Below are 19,049 nucleotides of genomic sequence, written 5' to 3'. Positions count from 1 at the left end.
GGTCAGGATTTTGGGAACAACTGGTCGACGGCACCCTGGATTGCCGTTTTGTGATCAGGCCCTGGGGCGGCAGTGCGCGCGGCACCGCCCGGTTGATTGAGTTGCAGCTTGCCGCCGGTGTTGATCTCGCCGTCGTTTTTGACCGTGATGTTAAAGCTGGTACCGGTGATGTTGATCTGGCCATTGGCCCGCAGCTCAATGACACTTTCCCCGCATTCCAGCCGCAGTGACTCCCCTGAGCCCAGGGTGAAGGCGTCTACCACATTGTCGGCACGCGTTTTGCCGGTCAGCGACGAAGCGTCGCCTTTAACCCCAGTTGCCTGGTTGAGCACCACCCGTTGCATCTGATTGCCACCGACCAGGTGCGTATGGTTCTTATCGATGGTATGGCTCTCATCGTTCTTCACCTGGGTGTCCATGTTGCGTTCCGCCTGGATCCACACCTGTTCCGAACCGGCTTTATCTTCGAAGCGCAGGGCGTTGGCGTTGTCGGCGGTGCCATCCTTGGTGCGGCTCATAAAACCCATCTGGGTTGCGGCGGCCGGTAGTGCCCAGGGCGGCATGCTGGCGTCGTTATACACGCGACCGGTCACGATCGGCCGGTCCGGATCGCCATTGATAAAGTCCACCACCACTTCGTCGTTGACGCGTGGGATCTGTACTCCGCCGTAACCCTGGCCGGCCCAGGCGCTGGACACGCGCACCCAACAGGAGCTGCCGTCGTCTTTCGGCCCGAAGCGATCCCAGTGGAATTTCACCTTGATGCGGCCGTATTTGTCGGTCCAGATCGACTCACCGGCCGGGCCGACCACTTTGGCGGTCTGCGGGCCGTGGGTTTTTGGCCAACTGGCCTGTTGCGCCGGGTGCCAGGGAATATCCGCCGGCAGCACGGTGAAATCGATACGGTGTTCGCTGTGCTGATCGTCGCCGCTGGCGTAGCGGTTTTCCTTCAGGTTATATTTGGCCTGTAGCGTCAGATATTCGCGGTTGTCGTCCGCATGCGGGGCGTTATACAGCGTGAAGGTGCTACCGGGGGCGATGCCCAGTGCGGTAGCGGTGCCTTCAATCTGCTGATGCTCGGCCTGCCAGGCTTCCTGACGGATACGGGCGTAGAACTCCCCCTGCTGATGCTCGGTATAGCGGCCCGGCCAGTCGTAAACGTCAATCTGGCCCGGCGTCGGTGAGGCGGGGTTCTGACGTGCCTGGAACAGCCAGGCATTGGGTTTGCGGAAGTCGTAATCGTCGAGGCTGTAAATACCCGGCGTGACGTGATCGGACAGGGTCCACTGGCTGATGCCTTCTTCGCTGGTACTGCCGCCAGACGGCGTCAGATGGTAAGGGATCATCTCATAGCCGGGATAGGGCTGATGATGGTGAGGCGCATCGCCCAGCACCAGGGTGTGCTTGCCCATCTCGTGTTTGAAATAGTAATAGATACCCTCCAGCTCCATCAGCCTGCTGATGAAGTTGAAGCTGCTCTCGTTGTACTGCACGCAATAGCCCCATAGACGGTAGTCGCCCGTGAGCTGGTCTTCCAGCTGAATATTATGTTCGGTCAGCAGGGTCTTGACGATCTGCGGCACCGTCTGTTCCTGGAAGATGCGGAAGTTGCGGTCCTTGGTCATCGGCCACAGATCCGGCTGCACGTGCAGGTTATACACCGCATAACGGGTGCCGCCGATCTCTTCGCTGCTGACGGCGATCGACGTGATCTTGCCGTTCAGGTAGCGGGGCGGACCAAGAAAGCCCTGGGTCGGGATCTCCAGCGTCAGGGGTTGGCCCAGCAGCGCTTTGCGGTCGAGGCGGGCGTTTTTGCTCAGCAGTTCGATGGCGAAATCGAAGGGTGAGGAAAGGGCTTCAGTCCCTTCCAGCGAACGGAACAGCAATGATTCCTGGCCCAGTGGCGTATGCGCAATAATACGATCCAACATGAGAACGTCCTCTGTGAATGACGCATGCGTCAATCTCATGAAAATACGGTGAAGGCCCGCGGTGACGGGCCGGAAAAGCGGAGGGTTAGCCTGCGATGACCGGGTTGACCAGCCAGGTGCCGGCGTTCTCTATGCTGAGCTGTTGGCGGCGTAACTGGTCGTTATGGCGGATTTCCAACTGATAGCTGCCCGGTGCCAAATTCAGGCGGGCAAAACCGTTGTCACCGGGGGTCACCTGCTGGGGTTTGCCGTCCAGGCTGACCTGCTCACCGGGTTGCAGTTTGAAATACACCAGTGCCACCGGCGGTGGTGCCGGAGGGGTTTGGGCTGCAGGCGGCTGTTCGGCCGTCTGCGGTGCGCTTTGTGGCGGCGTTATGGGTTTATCCACCGCTGCACTGTCTGGCGTATTGGCCGCTATCGGGGCAGGGGTACTGTCGCCGCCGCTTAGCCAGGCGATGACGCCGATCACCAGCAAAGCGGCCACGCCTGCACCTGCCATCATCGGGCGTGTGAGCTTCATGCCGTGCGCGGTAACGGCGCCTGCCGCTGCGGCACCGGCGGCCGGATTGGTGGCCACCAGCAGGTTTTCCGGTGCGGCGGCCGGGGTGCTGATGATTTCGTTTTCATCGGCAATCGGCAGATGCAGCAGTTCGGCCATTTCGTCGATGGTTTGTGGCCGGTCTTCCGGTTTCAACGCCAGCGCATGGTCGATAGTGCGCAGCAGTTCCAGTGAATACCCCGCCGGGCGCCGCTCGGTCAGCGGTTGGTAGCTGTCCTCGATGCTGCGCACCACGCTGACCGGCGGCGGTGAACCGACGATTAGCGTATGCAGCACGGCGCCCAGAGCGTAAATGTCGGTCCAGGGGCCTTGTTCACCGTCGCTGTTCTCGGTGTATTGTTCAATCGGCGCGAAGCCCGGTTTGAGCATGATTTCCGTTTCGTCGGACAGGTTGCCGATCTCTTTGCGCGCTGAGCCGAAGTCCAGCAGCACCGGCAACTGGTTTTCCTGGATCTGAATGTTATCCAGTGAAATGTCGCGGTGCAGATAACCTTCCTGATGGATGGTGTTGATGGCGCTGAACAGCGGTGGCAACAGTCTGCGGATCCAGGCCTCGTCGATTTTCTCCGGCTGCTGCGCCTGCAGGTTCTTCAGGGTAGTGCCGCTGTAAAACTGGGTGCCCATGTAGGCGGTACCGTTTTCTTCCCAAAAGCGCAGTACGTGCAGCAGCCCTGGATGTGAGAAACGCGCCAGCAGGCGGGCTTCCTGAATGAAGCTGTTTAACCCGGCCTGGAAGGTTTTGCTGAAACGCTCACCGCGTAGCCCGATGCTCAGATCGTCATTGCGCATTGCCAGCGAGGTCGGCATGTACTCTTTGATGGCAATGGTGCGTTCCAGCTGATGATCGTAGGCGCGGTAGACGATGCCGAAACCGCCTTCGCCGATAGCTTCCTTGATCTCGAACTCATTGAACCTATAGCCGATCGGCAGGCTGTTTGAATTCGGTTTGCTTACCCCGGTTCCCGACATAATGATGACTCTCTGTGAACGATGGCCGCCATACCGGCGGCCGCGGCGTTATGCCTGAAATTGACAAATAAATTCGTTTTGCTGCAGCGCGATATGCAGTTGGCGATAGCGCTGATCGTTGGCGCTGCCGGTCAGTAAGGTGTGGCTGATCTGCGGCAGCAGGGTGTTGGTCAAAATAGCGTCGACCATGCGGCCACCGGACTCCACCTCGGTGCAGCGGCTGACGATTTGCTCGATTACCGCATCGTCGAAGGTACAGGCGATATCGTGGTTCTCCGCCAGTCTGCGCTGCACTCGCCCCAGTTGCAGGCGCACGATATTGCCCAGCGTGGCGTCGGTCAGCGGGTAGTAAGGCACCACCAGCAAGCGGCCGAGCAGCGCCGCCGGGAATACCGACAGCAGCGGTTCGCGCAGGGCGCCGCTCAGTGCCTCCGGCTCCGGCATCAGGTCCGCATCGCTGCACAGCCCGGCGATCAGATCGGTGCCAACGTTAGAGGTCAGAATAATGATGGTGTTACGGAAATCGATGTGGCGGCCTTCGCCGTCTTCCATCCAGCCTTTATCGAACACCTGGAAGAAGATCTCGTGCACGTCCGGGTGGGCTTTTTCTATTTCGTCCAGCAGCACCACGCTGTAAGGGCGACGGCGCACCGCTTCGGTCAGCACGCCACCCTCGCCGTAACCCACATAGCCGGGAGGGGCACCTTTCAGGGTTGAAACGGTATGCGACTCCTGGAACTCGCTCATGTTGATGGTAATCACGTTCTGCTCGCCGCCGTATAGCGTTTCCGCCAGCGCCAGCGCGGTTTCGGTTTTCCCGACGCCAGAAGGGCCTGCCAACAGAAAGACCCCGACCGGCTTGTTCGGATCGTCCAGCCGCGCGCGTGAGGTGCGTACCCGACGGGCGATCAGATCCAGTGCATGCCGTTGGCCGATAACCCGCTGGTTCAGCGTATCCGCCAGTTGCAGTACCGCGTCGATCTCGTTTTTCACCATGCGGCCCAGCGGGATGCCGGTCCAGTCGGACACCACTGCGGCCACCACGTTGGCATCGACGGCGGCGAAAATCAGCGGGGCCTCGCCCTGCAGTTCGCCAAGCTGTTGCTGCAACTGCGCCAATTGCGCGCGCAGTTCATCGGCAGAGGGCGCGGGTTGTGGCTCCTCGGTGGCCTCGTCAGTCGGTTCGGCCTCAATTTCTTCCCGATGCAACTGGGCGCGCAGGTCGATAATCTGTTGGATCAGCGCCAACTCCTCCTGCCAGCGGGCAGTGAGCTGTTCGAGTTGTTGTTGCAACAGTGCCAACTGAGCCTCGATATCTTGTGGGCGCTGCGGATTGCCGATGCCGACCTTGGCTTCGCGCCGGGCGATATCCCATTCAATCTGCAACGCTTCAATGCGGTGGCGGCAGTCTTCCACCTGGGCAGGCTCGGCATGTTGGCTGACCGCCACGCGGGCGCAGGCGGTGTCCAGCAGCGCCACGGCCTTGTCCGGCAACTGGCGTGCCGGGATGTAGCGATGCGACAGGCGCACGGCGGCGTCGACCGCCTCATCGAGCAGCAGCACGCGGTGGTGCTGTTCCAGCGGGCTGACGGTGCTGCGCAGCATCAGCAGCGCTTTGTCTTCGCTCGGTTCATGCACCTGCACCACCTGGAAACGGCGGGTCAGCGCCGGATCTTTCTCAATGTATTTTTTGTATTCCGACCAGGTAGTGGCCCCGACGGTACGTAATTGACCGCGTGCCAGCGCCGGTTTCAACAGGTTGGCTGCGTCGCCGGTGCCCTGTGCGCCACCGGCACCAATCAGCGTATGGATCTCATCGATAAACAAAATGATCGGGGTGGGGCTGGATTGAACTTCGTCAATCACCGTTTGCAGGCGTTTTTCGAACTCGCCCTTCACCCCGGCCCCGGCCTGCAGCATGCCGATATCCAGCAGATACAGCTGGACGTCGCGCAGCTGTGGCGGAACGTCACCGGCCACGATACGCAGCGCCAGGCCTTCGACCACGGCGGTTTTGCCAACCCCGGCCTCGCCGGTCAGCAGTGGGTTGTTTTGACGGCGCCGCATCAGAATATCGACAATCTGGCGGATTTCTTCGTCACGCCCGGTCACCGGGTCGATCTCGCCATTACGCGCCTTGGCCGTCAGATCCTGAGCATATTGCGCCAGCACGCTGCCGCCGGTCTGCGCTGCCGTCGGCGTGGTGTCGGCCTGGGCGCTCGGCGTCAGGCTGTTTTCCGCCGAGTGGGCGGTGATAGTGGCAAATTGCTCCATCAGCAGATCGGCGTTGATGCGATCGAACTGTGAGGAGATGGCTTTCAGCAAGTGGCGCAGGCTGTAGGTTTTCAGGATACCGAGCAGCAGGTGGCCGCCGCGGATCTGCGCAGCACCGAATTTCAGCGAGCCATAAACCCAGGCCCGCTCCACCGCGCTGTCGATATGTTCGGACAGATCGGAAATCGCGCTGGCACCGCGCGGCAGGCGATCGAGCGCCTCGACGATGTCACGTGCCAGTTGCCCCTCATCCAGCGCAAAGTGGCGGATCACCTGTTGCAGATCCGCCTCCGGTGCCTGCATCAGTTGATGCAGCCAGTGCGCCAGCTCAACGTAGGGGTTACCGCGCAGCTTGCAAAACGCCGTCGCACTTTCCAGAGAGGTGAATAACAGGCTATCGAGTTTGCCAAATAATACCGAGCGGCTGATTTCAGACATGGTTTTCCTCAGGTCGTGGCGGAGCGCTGTGCGGCTCAGGCCAAAATAATAGTCAGAACGGGTTTTCCAGCGGTTCGGGGCTGAAGATCAGATCGTCAAGGTCGCGTTGCTGACGGGCGTCCTCCAGCCAAGTGCTTAATCCCAGGCGCTGGGCACCGCCGAGTTGGGTACCGCTGAGCTGATCCTTGGCCAGGATCAGCCGCAGTTCCCAAACAAACTCAATGCCCAGATACTGGCGCACCCAGTCGCGCAACTGCCGGCACAGTTCGGCTCCGGGCAGGAAGCCTTCATAGTTTTGTTGCGACATCGGCCCCAGTTCGATGCGGAATTTGTGCTGAATATCGCGCACGGCAATCCCAAGGAACGAAGACTCACCGAGCCGGGGGGCGCCGCGACCGGCCTTCAGACGCGCCTGTTCGCGCGGTTCTACCCGCAGCCAGTGCGGGACGTTTTCCACGATGCGCACCGGCACTTTGAAGTACTGCTGCAAGATTTTGCTTAGGCCTTCCGGATCGCGGCTGTGGCGAATCAGATGACCGGCCATAAAATGCTTGGCATGGGCATTGATGCTGTCGCGCTGCTGCTGCGCCGGCTGGCCGATGCCAATCAGGCTGGAAAGGTATTGGTCGAAACGCCGGTTATCCTGACGATCCAGCGATACCGTGGGCTGTGCGTCGGCCCAGGCACGGTAAAACAGCAGCGTCAGCCGGTGGTGAAACAGGTTGGCAAAGGCCAGCAGGGTGGTGTCCTGGTGGTGATAGACCCGTTCACGCACGTATTCGGTCAGGTGCAGCGGCAGCGGCCCGTTGGGGCCAAACAGGCCAAAGCTGAAAATAGAAACGTCGTGCAGCGGGCTTTGCGGCCGTGGGCTGACCTGTGCCAGCGTCGACGGAGCGAACGACAGTGAAGGTTCCTGCCCCAGCCGCAGCATCTCATGGCGCGGCAGGGGGGCACGGCCCAGCAGGTATGCCTGCCCGCCCTGGGCGTCGAGGCGCCGCAGCAGCTGAAACAAATCGTGTTTATAAGGCGCATTGCCGAGCCGCAGCCAGAAATCCTCCGGCAGGCGATGCAAGGCATTGATCTGTGGCGGTGCCGTCAGTTCCGCCTCGGCGTCAAGAGTGCTCAAATCAGCGTCCTTTTGCCCATGCGCGCCTGCCAGTGCGCAATCTCACCGCGCTGCTGGCTGGAAAGCGTCATTTCGGTAAAGGTGTTCATCGCTACCAGCCGGGAGAACAAACGCTCCAGAACGCTACCCAGCAGGTAGGGGCTGCTGCCGGAGAACGACTGTTCATCCACGGTCAGGTCGATGGCGATACCGCGGGCAAACACGATCGGCCCCGGCTCGGGCACCCGGCGGTATACCGGGCGCAGGTTACAGTGGCGAACGCCCTGGATCTGTTTGGTGATCGCCGGCTCGCTCAGGTTGCCGTACAGGCCGAGCAGCTGACGCAGGCTGGCAGCCCCCTGTTCCGGGTCGCCGTCCATCATGCTGAGGTAGTTCAATTGCAGTTGGCTGATCAGCCGCCAGGTGATCATGCCTTCGGCCAGCGCCGGGCGCGGCGGCGTCGGGCCTTTTTTCAGCGACACCTGTTTGATCGGGATCGAGTCCGGCATCACGAAATTGCCCTGATCCTGCTGCAACAGCATCAGCGGCAGATCGCGACTGGTACACAGCACGTCGGCGGTGAGGTATTTCAGATCGCTGTGCCACGGTGACTGCCGTTCATCTACCAGCGAGACGAACACTTCCGAGCCGACATAGCCGGTGCGGGTGCCGTAACGACGGGCGTGTTCGGACAACGTGCGCTGTTCGCGCCGCAGTGAAAAGTAGGCGCCGTAGTTGCCGTCATCCGCGCTCAGGGTACTGTAAAACGGTCGGAATTCCTGCTCATAGCGTTTTTCGCTGGCGCTGCCACCGAGCCGCTGAACAGAGAACACCTCATAATCAAGCGGACGAATGTTATCGACCACCAGATGATATTCATGGCTTTTTTCGCTGACCGTGATGCGTTCGGCGACCTTGGGGAACAGATTAATCACCGGCGTGCAGTGCAACGCCAAATGGGCGACGTCGATTACCCGTTCCAGCGCCGCATCCTGACGGTCAAGCAGCACCAGGATCTCAAACTGCCGCAGCGTTTTTTTGCCTTCGCGTACGCTTTGCAACAGCGGGCGTATGCCATTGACGCTGAAGAACTGAAAGCGCGCCGGAAAGGCAAAATATTCCTGCAGCAGGCGATAGCCTTCAAAATTACGCAGATCGTTCGGCAGCAGCGCCTGATCGGCGGCAAAGCCTTCCTGCCGCAACCCGTCCATTGCCAGCACCCGCCGTTGCGGTTGCGCTTCCACCGTCTGGCAAATCAGCCCGACGCTGTGCTGCATCAGCAGTTCCAGCAGTTGCTGTGCCTGCAAGTCCGGGCCGGAGAGATAAAACATCAACTGGTCCAACTGCAGGTTGTTGAGCGTGACGCTGTCATAGCACTCCAGCCGGATGCGCAGCGCGCTGACGCAGCCACTTTGTTGCAACCCCAGGCTGGCCAGCGGAATATCGGCCGGGATGCCGCCCAGTTCGACGCTTTTCAGCCGCACCGGCTGCAGCGTGACGTCGTGTGCGGTGGTGTAGCTGCAGGTGATGCCACTCTTTTTCAGCGACTGGCTGTCCATCATGGTGCCGCGTGGCACTACAAAGCCGTTGCTGATATCGCCCTTGTTGCTGTCGGGTTGCAGCTCGGCAATCGCCATCGATGGCGTTGGCGACAGATAGTTGGGGTAGATAATCTCCAGCAGACGCTGGGAGAAGCGCGGAAACTCCGCGTCCATCTTCAATTGTACGCGCGAGGTGAGAAAGGCGAAGCCTTCCATCAGCCGCTCGATATAAGGATCCGCTACGTCGATACCGCGCATGCCAAGGCGGCCTGCCACTTTGGGATACTGCTCGGCGAACTCTGCGCCCATCTCACGCAGATAGGCCAGCTCGCGGTTGTAATAGTCTAAAAGTTTACTGTCCATCGGCTTACCCTATGTCTTTCAGATCGAAGTGGCCGTTCTCCAGGTCCACGTCGGTACGGAACAGAAACTCCAGCGGATAGGGCACGCACCACAGGCGCCCCTTGATTTCAATCGACAATACGTTGTGCAGCTCCAGCGAGCCGGTGTCTGAAATGCAGCGCACCTGCAGCCCTTCGGGCAGGATGCGCGGTTCGAAATTGAGGATGGATTCGGTCAGCGCCAACTGGATATCCTGCCATTCGATGTCTGACATGCGTTTGCCGGCCAGCGAGGCGATGCCGTAGTTCAGGGTTGAACGTCGTACCTGCGGAAAATCGCCCAAATCGAGGCTGGACTCGCTGTTCACGCAGTTAAACAGCCACTGCAGGTCGCGTAGCACCCGGCGGCGCAGTTCGCTGTGCGAGACCAGGTTGCGCACCTGAGCTTCCTTTTTTTTCTGCGGTTCGTCGTCGGTCAGCATGTCGAGCAGCACCGGCTGCATTTTGTCGCGCGAGGTCAGGCGTTCGCTGTCCTGGCGGGAGCGATAGCCCTGACGGCGCAGGTCACCATCATCATGTTGGGTTGGCCGCTTGCTGTTCATCGTCAGGCGCTCGCGTTAAAACTCAGGTGGCGCAGGCTGTGTAGCGGGAACTCATCGTTCTCGCTCAGCCAGGTTTTCAGACCCTGTCCGGCGTAGTGCGGCCCTTCGCCCAGCGCTTGCCATTCGGTGCGTTTGCCGAGCAACAGCGCATCGTCACTGTCTGCAATCAGGGGATAGCGGGCAGGCAGTTGGCAGACCTGCTCGCGACCGTCGTTCAGGCGCACCAGTGCATGGCTCCACACCAGATCGACGGCGCTTTGTGGGGCCTGGAACTGAATTTCCGCAATCTCGGCGAACGGCAGCCAGTAATAGGTGCCGTTCAATGCCAGTTCGCAAACCGGGCCGAGACGACCATCACCGTCGGTCAACCAATCAAACGCCACGGGCTGTGGCCGTTCAGCCAGGGTCAGTTGCCCGGCACTGGCCGGTGCCGCTTCCAGCGCGTCGCCGCGCAATGCCTGCGCCTGTTCGGTTTCGCCCAGGGCATCGTGACGCAACGCCTGGATCATGGGTTGCAACCAGGGCTGACTTTGTTGCAGCAGCGCGGGAGGGGCCTCGCCGGCGAACACCGCCTGACGCTGCAGTTCCGCGTTGACCGATTGCATTAACAGCAATGTGGTGGGCTGGGCGATGGGCTTCAATGCCTGCCAGGATTTCAGCTGCGCATTGGCGCGCTGCCAGTTGCCGGCCAGACACAGCAGTTGCACCAGCGCGGCACGCAGATCGGCATCCGCCGGTCGCGTTTTGATCTCATTTTCCACTGAGCCGATAGCGGCGCTGACCGTGCCGCCTTGCAACATGTTTGTTAATGATTTCACAGGGCTTTCCTTAATAATCAGTGAGTGGCGTTGTTAACCGACAGGTAGCTGCCACTGGCAGGGTCAAGGCGATCGTCGGCCAGCTTTTCCACCAGCTTGAAGTTCAGCGGCGTGGCCGGGCTGGCAAGCAGTGGCTGCCAGGCGCGCTGTGCCTGCTCAATACGTTGTTTGACTTTGGCGGTGTCTGCGGCTTCTGCACGCGGCATTTCGACGATCACTTCACCGTTAAATGACCAGGCGTGAAGCTGCGGGGCGAAAGGTAACAGCGCGAAACTGCCTGGTGCCTGCGGGTTGGCACCGAGGACCAGCCGCTGCACGTTGGCGCTGACCACGTTCAAGGGGTGTTCACCCACGTTGATCTTCACCAGCGGATAGCCCTGATAGAACGACAATGCCGGTGAGGCGGTTTTGCCATCTTGCTGTAACGTGACGCTGCTGCTGCCGTTTAACCAGCCGTCATCACCACAACGCAGGGCGTCGCCACTCGGGATAAACAGCGCGCTGCCGTTGGCTTCTTCGCTCCAGTAGGTGCGGAAATGGCAGCCCTGCGGCAGGTCAAACTTGGGTACCGGTGCGCTGTCTGCCTGCGGCGAGGTGACCGCCACGGCGGCGGGGATCACCGGCGCTGGGGGGGCAGCCGGTTCGACGGCCTGCTGTTTGTGTACCGGCTTCCAGCCCCGTGCCTTGCTGGCTTCGCCGGACGCCAGTTTTTCACCGCGTTTGTCGGTCAGAGTCCAGGGGAGTTGGCTGGCTTTGGCGCACTGCTTGGCCAACAGATTGCCAACTCGCGGCAGGAAGTCGTCCAAGACTGCGGGATCTTTGCTCTGTGCCGAAACGATGCGCAGCGGGATGGTTTTGCCGCACCAGCTTGCCGGTTGGCTGTTTTTGACGTCATCGATAAACACTTCCAGCTTCTGGCTGGGGGAGTAGACCAAGCGATAATTCGCCGCCTGCGCGGCCGGTATCGCCATCAGGGCGATAAATCCGGGCATCCAGTATTTCATAGGTAACCTTGCTGTGAATTTGTACCTGACTCAGTCGCGGGACAGAAACCGCTCCGCATCCGCCAGAGAATGCAGCAGGGTGGTTTCCTGCGGTGAGCCAATCCAGACGGCGATAGCGCTGTAGTTATCGCTGTTATTATTTTTCTTCCATGCCTGCTCCATCAGGGCAATCCACTCGCTGGGGGAGTTGACCATATGTAGCGATTGTTCCAGTTCAGACTGGCTAAAGCTGTGCCAAAAACCGTCGGTACACAGCAGGAAAACGTCGCCGTCTTCCAGTTGCAACACGTCGCTGTAACTGGCGTCGCGTTCTTCATTCAGTCCCAGGGCGAAATACAGCAGGTTGCTGTTGATGCCGCTGGTTTGGTAGCCGGCGTCCTGCATTTGCTGGATCAGGCTGTGGTCGGTGGTCACCGAATGCAGGTAGCCGCGCCGGAACAGGTACAAACGGCTGTCACCGGCGTGCGCCCAGTAAGCCAGTTGGTAATCGCGATCGATAAACAGGCTGACCAGCGTGGTGCCCATCTTGCCGTATTCGTCCGACTGCCGTTGCTGCTGGTGGATGGCGGCATTGGCACTGGCAATGTGTTGGCGAATGCTCTGGGCATTGAGATGTTTTTCGCCGTCGAAGTTTTGCAGGATGGTGTCGTGTGCCAGTTTGGCGGCAACGTCACCACCGGGAAAACCGGCGATGCCGTCACAGACCACGAAACAGGCGGCGCGGTTACCGACCACTTCACCGGTCTGATCCTGATTAGAGGCGCGGCCGCCCTGATTGGAGGTAGAGGCTATAGTGATATTCATTACGCGTCCGGTTGGGTCTGTGAGTCTTTATATTGATTCACTTCAACGTCATAGGCGTGCAGGAAGGCTTCACCGAACAGGGTGTGAAAGTCGTCTTCGATTTCGCCGGAGGTCTGCTGATAGCTTTTCACGAAGTAATCCCACAGCGCCGCCTTGCGGCTGGCCGGCAGGGACAGGCGAGGTGCCGCGCCCTCCTTACGCGCCTCCTCTTCGAGGCGATCTGGATTGAACGACTGCAGCATGGCAGCGATGATGGCGCGAATACCGGCGATCATGCCTAACTGGTGTGCCTGCAGGTCGATCAGTGCGTCGCGTACCGCCTGTTCCGGCGGCATAAACCCCGGCATTTTGCTGCCGAACATCTGCATCAATACCGTTTTGCCCGAGGGCAGCAGTTTGAACGGGTTATTGGCCTCGTCGAGGATCATGGTCATCTCGGCCTTCACTCCGCGCTTAAGGATTGAGCGGGAAGAGAGCAGGGCGACGGTCCCCTGAGAAAACAGGCTCAGCAGTCGACCGGCCTGGCGGAGCTGTTGCTCATCAAAGTGCGGCTGTGGCTGCAGGTCATCCAGACCCACCCCCTGCAGTAATGCGGCTAACAGTGGGCCTTCCAACCGCTCTCCCGCAGGTGCGCTACCGTTTTGGGCACGCGCAGTCTGATAGGCAATAGGATCGATACCCAGGCGGTTGGCCGGGCGTGGACGCGGTTGCGGTGAAGGCGGTGGGGTTGAAGGCGAAAACTGTGGCTCAGGTTGCGGCATGGGCTGCGGTTGAGCGACCGGCTGCGGCGCGGCTTTGGGTTGTGGTGCTTCCATCGGGGCGGCCACCACCGGTTGCTGTAATGGGGACGCCGGTGGTGGCACCGCAGCCGGAGGCTCTGGCTGTGTCAGGGGGACAGCGCTGCCCATCAGCAGGCCGAGCGGATCGTTGCTGTTCAACGCGTCCGGCGACGTGGGGGCAGAAGAACCGCCAAACAGCGCCAGCGGATCGAGCTCCTGGGCATTTTTTTCCGCCTCAGCGGGTTTGATCGGCGCCGCCTGGCTGGTGGTCGGGCGTTGTTCGGCCAACAGCGCACTTGGGGTGGTATCGGCCAAAATAGGATCGCGTTCGAAAGTGGTGTCGGTGTTGAACAACATTGCCGGATCGGTTTGCTGCGACTGCAGTTGACGTAGTTCGACGTCGCCCGCCAATTGCGCCAGCGGATCGGCCGGGTTCATCTCAGGCTCCGGCGTTTCCAGCAGCGGATGGCGGTCCTGATTAATGACCGGTGCCGGGGGCGCAGTCACCGCCGCGGCTGGCGTGAACTCTTCTACCAGGCTGTCCCAGATCTCATTCGGGATGGGGGCTGCCGCTTTCTCTTTGGCAGCCGGCGTAGTGACTGGCGCGGTGTCGGCGGTTTTAATTGCCGGCTGATCCTGCGGTGCAGCCGCTTGCTGTAAGGAGCTGACCTGGATCTGGTAATCGTCGATGCCGAGAATATCACCATCCTGCAGCTCTACCTGACGACCGCGCTCCAGGGGAATATCGTTCAGCAACACGCGGGTGACGTTGCCACGGTTGGTTACGCGGCATTCGCCATCAGCAGAAATATGTACGATCGCCTGCAACCGGGAGATGGCACGCTCTTCGTCCGGCAATACCAGGTTGTTGTCCACGCTACGGCCAATGGTGCCGCCGGGCGGCAGAAAGTCGCAGCTGCTCTGTGGCGGAACCTGGCCACTTTTATTTTTGACAATAGAAAATCGCATAAGGCATTCCTGCTGATTAGGATATATTGCAGTTAATTATTATTTCGGTGTCTGGCTTACCAAAATTGGCGGTTATTTTGGTAAACCGGTTAGCATGCGGATTTTTTATTTTGTGACTGGCTTTCTATTTTAATATTAATGGCGAGATGACTGCAGGCACGAATAACCCGATTTACTAATGAGCGGGTATAAATAGCCCCCGGCCGGAACCGGGGGAAACAGATTAAGCTTCGCGGTTTTCCTTGATATTCCAACCTGCGCTGCTTTCTGCGCCTTTACCACCTTTATCACTCTGCTCCCAGTACTGCTGTTTAACTTTCGATGCCTGGAAAGAGTAGGTTACGCCCACGGTGTCTTCACCGCCGGCACCGGTGTACTGCACGGCAGTGACCAGCACGTCGTCCAGAGTGATTTTGACGTATTCAACCTGGCTGCCACCGGCTTTACAGACTGACAGTTCAATCTTGGTCAGGTGTTTACCGCTGGAGCAGTGCTTCAGCAGCGCCGGGGTTGATTTGTCGACCAGCGCATTGACATGCAGATCGTTAAAGCAAACCTTACCGGCACCGCCGCCACCACCCACGCTCATGTTGCCTGGTTGAGAAGCGCCCCAGGAGAAAGAAGTAATGTCGGTCCAGCCTTTGTGATTTGAATCTTTAGATTCACCGCTGGCACCTTCAACTTTCAGGAACATATCAATAGCCATAGTATCTTCACTCTTTATTAAGGGTTAACAGTAGTATTAACGTTACGTTGAAAAAATCAGGTAATAGCAGCAGGAATTGAAAATTTGGCAATGCACTACCATTTAATATCCTTGTGCCATGCACCTTATTAAATACCGAATACTATCGGTATTAATTACCGAGCCATCATTAAAAAACGACAATGGCTCAATGCTGATTACTGCGGGTTATCCTGCTGATAACCATCATCGGAATTACCGGCAATGTTTTCACCAGACCCACGGCCTGACTTTCAGCACGTCAGGATGCGTCGTTCTGCTTCAGTGAAGGCAGTTTCGATACCAGACGCAGGGAGACGGTCAAGCCTTCCAATTGGTAATGTGGGCGCAGGAAGAACTTGGCGCTGTAGTAGCCCGGGTTGTCTTCGATCTCTTCCACCTGAACTTCCGCAGCGGCCAGCGGTTTACGCGACTTGGTTTCCTGCGAGGAGTTGGCCGGGTCGCCGTCCACGTAGTTCATGATCCAGTCGTTTAACCAACGTTCCATATCGTCGCGCTCGCGGAAAGAACCGATCTTGTCACGGACGATGCACTTCAGGTAATGCGCGAAGCGGCAGCAGGCGAACAGATAAGGCAGACGGGCGGAGAGCTGAGCATTGGCAGATGCATCGGCGTCGTAGTATTCGGCCGGCTTTTGCAGCGACTGGGCACCGATAAAGGCGGCAAAGTCGGAGTTTTTCCGGTGTACCAACGGCATGAAGCCGTTCTTGGCCAGCTCGGCCTCGCGACGATCGCTGATGGCGATCTCGGTCGGGCACTTCATGTCCACGCCGCCGTCGTCGCTCGGGAAGGTGTGGCACGGCAGGTTCTCTACCGCACCGCCAGACTCCACCCCACGGATCGCGGTACACCAGCCGAACTCTTTGAACGAGCGGTTGATGTTGGCGGCCATGGCGTAGGCGGCGTTGGTCCAGGTGTAGTTACCGTGGTTCGCGCCGTCGGTTTCTTCCTCAAAGTCGAACTCGTCAACCGGATTGGTTCGGATGCCATACGGCAGGCGCGCCAGGAATCGCGGCATTACCAGGCCCAGATAGCGGGCATCTTCCGATTCACGCAGGCTGCGCCAGGCGGCGTATTCGGTATTTTGGAAGATCTTGGTCAAATCGCGTGGGTTGGACAGCTCCTGCCAGGACTCCATCTGCATCACGCTCGGTGCGGTACCGGCGATGAACGGGCAGTGGGAGGCGGCACTGATTTTCGCCATTTCGCCCAGCAACTCTACGTCTTGTGGGCTGTGGTCGAAGTAGTAATCGCCCACCAGGCAACCGAAGGGTTCGCCGCCGAACTGACCGTACTCTTCCTCGTACACTTTCTTGAAGATGGGGCTCTGGTCCCAGCCCACACCTTTATGGCGCTTCAGCGTGCGGCCCAGCTCCTGCTTGGAAATGCTCATAAAGCGGATTTTCAGCATTTCATCGGTTTCGGAGTTGTTGACCAGATAGTGCAGGCCATGCCAGGCGCCTTCCAGCTTCTGGAATTCGGCGTGGTGGATAATTTGGTTAACCTGTTGCGACAGTTTTTCGTCGATTTCGGCGATCAGCGCCTGAATGGTGCGATAGGCGTCAGAGGAGACCGTCACGGTGTTTTCCAGCGCCTGCTGCGCCAGGGTTTTTACCGCATTTTCTACCGCTTCCTTGGCCTGATCGGTCTTGGGACGAAACTCTTTGTTCAGCAGCGCGCTGAATTCATCGCTGGAGAAAGCTTCGCTGGTCTGCAGCGCTTTTTGTTGCTGAGGCGAGTTGCTCATCGATTAGTCCTCACGCTGATTGTTGTCGTCCGTGGCGGCCGGTTTCGGCGCATCGGTCAGGGATTGCAGTAAGGCCGGGTTTTGCAGGATTTTGGAGATCAGTTCTTCAGCGCCGTTTTTACCGTCCATATAAGACAACAGGTTGGAAAGCTGGGTGCGGGCGTCCAGCAGGTTGTCCAGCGCGTCCACCTTGCGGGCAATCGCCGCAGGGGAGAAGTCTTCCATGCTTTCAAACGTCAGATCGATATTCAGCTTGCCTTCGCCGGTCAGGGTGTTGTCGACCTGATAGGCAACGCGCGGTTTCAGCGATTTCATGCGTTCATCGAAGTTGTCGATGTCGATCTCCAGGAACTTGCGCTCATCAACGCTCGCCTGTGGATCAACCGATTTCCCCACCAGGTCTGCCATCACGCCCATCACGAACGGCAACTGGATTTTGCGCTCTGCGCCATAAATTTCGACATCGTATTCAATCTGTACGCGCGGTGCGCGGTTGCGGGCGATAAATTTCTGCCCGCTACGGGATTTCGAGTTTGGCATGATTTACTCCATCTAATGGCGATTGGGAACGCGCCTCTTCCGGCTTGGAGAGTCAGGTTCAAATGCGGTTATGAGTATCGTTAAGAGAACAAAGGGGTCGGCGGCTAGTTGTTCTCCTCGTTATCGGGGCGACCTAGAATGGTCTCCAGTTGGTTAAGACCATCGGGTGCCAAATCGCGGATTATTTGCATAAAGTCCAGTGCAATCAGCCGCTGTACCCGGTCGATCATCAGCGGCGCCGGGTGGCTGGGCTCATGAAGACGAAAATAGTGTTTTACCTTGTCCAGCATCAGTTGGGCGTCGTCGCGTGACTGAATTTGCGCACTGCGCCAGTTGAGCGTGGCGGCCGGGGCCGCTGCGGCAGCGCTGGTCGGTGGTACGGCGGCGTCATTTGGCTGTTCGGCTGACTCGCTGGCCGGGGCGCTGTCCTGGCCGAACTGAGCGACCAGGGCGAAAATTTTTGTCAGGTTGTGCATTTCCGGCAGGGCGCTTTCGCCTAAATGGCGAGTGACCGTAGTACGGATGGCCGCGAGGGTTTCGGCGATGCGTATCACTAATTGCGCCTCCGGGCGCTCCGGCTGAGACAGTTCATCCTGCAGGCGCGCACGGCCGCCAGGAAAGGTCGGGCACTCGAGCTTACTGCCGTCGAGCAGGGCCCCGGCGTCGCGCAGCGAGATTTCACCGGTAGCCCCTTTCAGCAGCGGCGCGGCGCGCACGCTGGTGGTCAGCGCGGCCTTGTCGCCGAGATCGGCCAGCACGTTGATGCGAAACAGCGGGTCAGCCTCGCCGTCGAACTCCAGCAACGGCAGCAGCGTGTCCCAGTAGCGCTCCAGCGCCTGGTGGATCAGCATCAGACCGTCGGCGTAACCTTGCAATCCGCGCAGTTGCGTCCAGGCGCGGGTCAGGCACAGCATCACCCGTAAATCTTTGGTACGCATCAGCAACGTGGTCGCGAGCCGTTCCACCTGCACCCAGTCCGGTGCTTCTGCCGGAATGATAGTGCTGCCGAACTGCTGCTCGCTCTTACCGGTCGCAGCCTGCTCCATCGCCAGAAAATCGGTGTCATATTCCAGGTTTTCGCCGCAGGGATTTTCTGCGTCAACCGGGGCTAACAGGGTGTCGATAGCCATAAAATTTCCTTCAACAGGCGAGATTAATCAAACATCTGCGGATATTGACCGCCACGACCGGGGCGCGCCCAGCCATTGGGTTCAAACAGCAGAGAGAACAGTTGCACGGTAAGGTTACCGCTGTGCACATGGGTATAGAGTGGATGTCCATCGGCCTGGTTGGTCCACCAGAAACTGGTGTATTGCGCCGGGTCGAAACAGTCGGCCGCCTGTTGCCAGCCCAGGCCGGGCACGTCCGGATGCTGGAAGCCAATAATCGACAGGATCTCGGAGTCGGCCTCCGCCGGTGGGGTCGGCAGGGCAGGGATCTCCAGCAGCGAACGGTCGAGCTGCTCGGCGGAGAAACCGTTGCGCACGCCATTGAGCAGCCGGTGGCCGAGCTGGTTGTACCATTCCGCCGCCATGTTCAACTGCTGAGTTCGCCAGTCTTGCTGGCAGAACAGGCGCAGGGCGCAGATCGGGTAATGACGTCCCACCCGGTCACGAGCGGGCAACAGGCAGCCCATCTGGACATACTGACTGCCGAGCGTGGCCGGAATGACGAAGTTCCACACGGGCGCATTGCTGAAAGGATTTCCGTTCGGGCCCGGTGGATTGCGCTGCAGATTCACCAGGCCGTTATGGAACCAGTGGGCCCAATTGTTAACCACCATATCCGGCAGACGACGCTGCAGGAAGTCACCGGCGGAAGGGATCTTGCCATACCAGCCAATGCTTGTGGTCGGGATCAGGTCATTGCTCATCATCTTGTCC

At 59.3% G+C, this 19,049-nt stretch carries 15 protein-coding genes; all 15 read right to left on the bottom strand.

All coding sequences use genetic code 11. The features are described 5' to 3' along the window. Positions 1-2: 2 nt before the first annotated feature. Positions 3-1,931 (bottom strand): type VI secretion system Vgr family protein, encoded by a 1,929-nt coding sequence (locus tag SERS4_RS0116130; protein WP_017893261.1) that lies wholly within the window; start codon positions 1,929-1,931, stop codon positions 3-5. 85 nt (positions 1,932-2,016) lie between these two features. Next, positions 2,017-3,459, bottom strand: a complete 1,443-nt coding sequence (locus tag SERS4_RS0116125; RefSeq protein WP_017893260.1) for a serine/threonine-protein kinase — start codon at positions 3,457-3,459, stop codon at positions 2,017-2,019. Positions 3,460-3,507: 48 nt separating this feature from the next. Then, entirely contained in the window at positions 3,508-6,171 is a 2,664-nt protein-coding gene (gene tssH, locus SERS4_RS0116120; RefSeq protein WP_017893259.1) for a type VI secretion system ATPase TssH, read from the bottom strand. A gap of 52 nt (positions 6,172-6,223) precedes the next feature. Further along, positions 6,224-7,297, bottom strand: coding sequence for a type VI secretion system baseplate subunit TssG (tssG, locus tag SERS4_RS0116115; RefSeq protein ID WP_017893258.1), 1,074 nt, complete (start codon positions 7,295-7,297; stop codon positions 6,224-6,226). Further along, a complete protein-coding gene (tssF, locus tag SERS4_RS0116110) occupies positions 7,294-9,180 on the bottom strand; it encodes a type VI secretion system baseplate subunit TssF (RefSeq protein WP_017893257.1) in 1,887 nt (628 codons plus the stop codon). The genes tssG and tssF overlap by 4 nt, the downstream gene beginning before the upstream one ends. A gap of 4 nt (positions 9,181-9,184) precedes the next feature. Then, a complete protein-coding gene (locus tag SERS4_RS0116105; protein ID WP_017893256.1) occupies positions 9,185-9,760 on the bottom strand; it encodes a type VI secretion system baseplate subunit TssE in 576 nt (191 codons plus the stop codon). Between the two features lie 2 nt (positions 9,761-9,762). Beyond that, entirely contained in the window at positions 9,763-10,578 is an 816-nt protein-coding gene (locus tag SERS4_RS0116100; RefSeq protein WP_026142433.1) for a type VI secretion system accessory protein TagJ, read from the bottom strand. A 17-nt stretch (positions 10,579-10,595) separates the two neighbouring features. Then, the gene (locus SERS4_RS0116095; protein ID WP_017893254.1) at positions 10,596-11,582 is read right to left on the bottom strand and encodes a hypothetical protein; all 987 of its coding nucleotides are present in this window, start codon (positions 11,580-11,582) and stop codon (positions 10,596-10,598) included. Between the two features lie 30 nt (positions 11,583-11,612). After that, on the bottom strand, positions 11,613-12,386 hold the full coding sequence (locus tag SERS4_RS0116090) for a PP2C family serine/threonine-protein phosphatase (protein ID WP_012145729.1): 774 nt from the start codon (positions 12,384-12,386) through the stop codon (positions 11,613-11,615). After that, positions 12,386-14,134 (bottom strand): type VI secretion system-associated FHA domain protein TagH, encoded by a 1,749-nt coding sequence (tagH, locus tag SERS4_RS0116085; protein WP_017893253.1) that lies wholly within the window; start codon positions 14,132-14,134, stop codon positions 12,386-12,388. The genes SERS4_RS0116090 and tagH overlap by 1 nt, the downstream gene beginning before the upstream one ends. Before the next feature lie 223 nt (positions 14,135-14,357). Then, complete coding sequence (locus SERS4_RS0116080) at positions 14,358-14,840, bottom strand: type VI secretion system tube protein Hcp (RefSeq protein WP_012145727.1); 483 nt, start codon at positions 14,838-14,840, stop codon at positions 14,358-14,360. A gap of 280 nt (positions 14,841-15,120) precedes the next feature. Then, positions 15,121-16,626, bottom strand: a complete 1,506-nt coding sequence (gene tssC, locus SERS4_RS0116075) for a type VI secretion system contractile sheath large subunit (protein ID WP_012145726.1) — start codon at positions 16,624-16,626, stop codon at positions 15,121-15,123. Between the two features lie 3 nt (positions 16,627-16,629). Continuing rightward, complete coding sequence (tssB, locus tag SERS4_RS0116070) at positions 16,630-17,166, bottom strand: type VI secretion system contractile sheath small subunit (RefSeq protein ID WP_012145725.1); 537 nt, start codon at positions 17,164-17,166, stop codon at positions 16,630-16,632. A 104-nt stretch (positions 17,167-17,270) separates the two neighbouring features. Beyond that, a complete protein-coding gene (gene tssA, locus SERS4_RS0116065) occupies positions 17,271-18,296 on the bottom strand; it encodes a type VI secretion system protein TssA (RefSeq protein ID WP_012145724.1) in 1,026 nt (341 codons plus the stop codon). Between the two features lie 23 nt (positions 18,297-18,319). Further along, positions 18,320-19,039 carry a type VI secretion system-associated protein TagF gene (tagF, locus tag SERS4_RS0116060; protein ID WP_017893252.1) on the bottom strand — a complete coding sequence of 240 codons (720 nt, stop codon included), beginning with the start codon at positions 19,037-19,039 and terminating at the stop codon, positions 18,320-18,322. Between the last annotated feature and the right edge of the window lie 10 nt (positions 19,040-19,049).

Source organism: Serratia sp. S4 (genome assembly GCF_000347995.1).
Taxonomy (GTDB): Bacteria; Pseudomonadota; Gammaproteobacteria; order Enterobacterales; family Enterobacteriaceae; genus Serratia; species Serratia quinivorans.
This window is presented reverse-complemented; position numbering and strand designations above follow the sequence as displayed.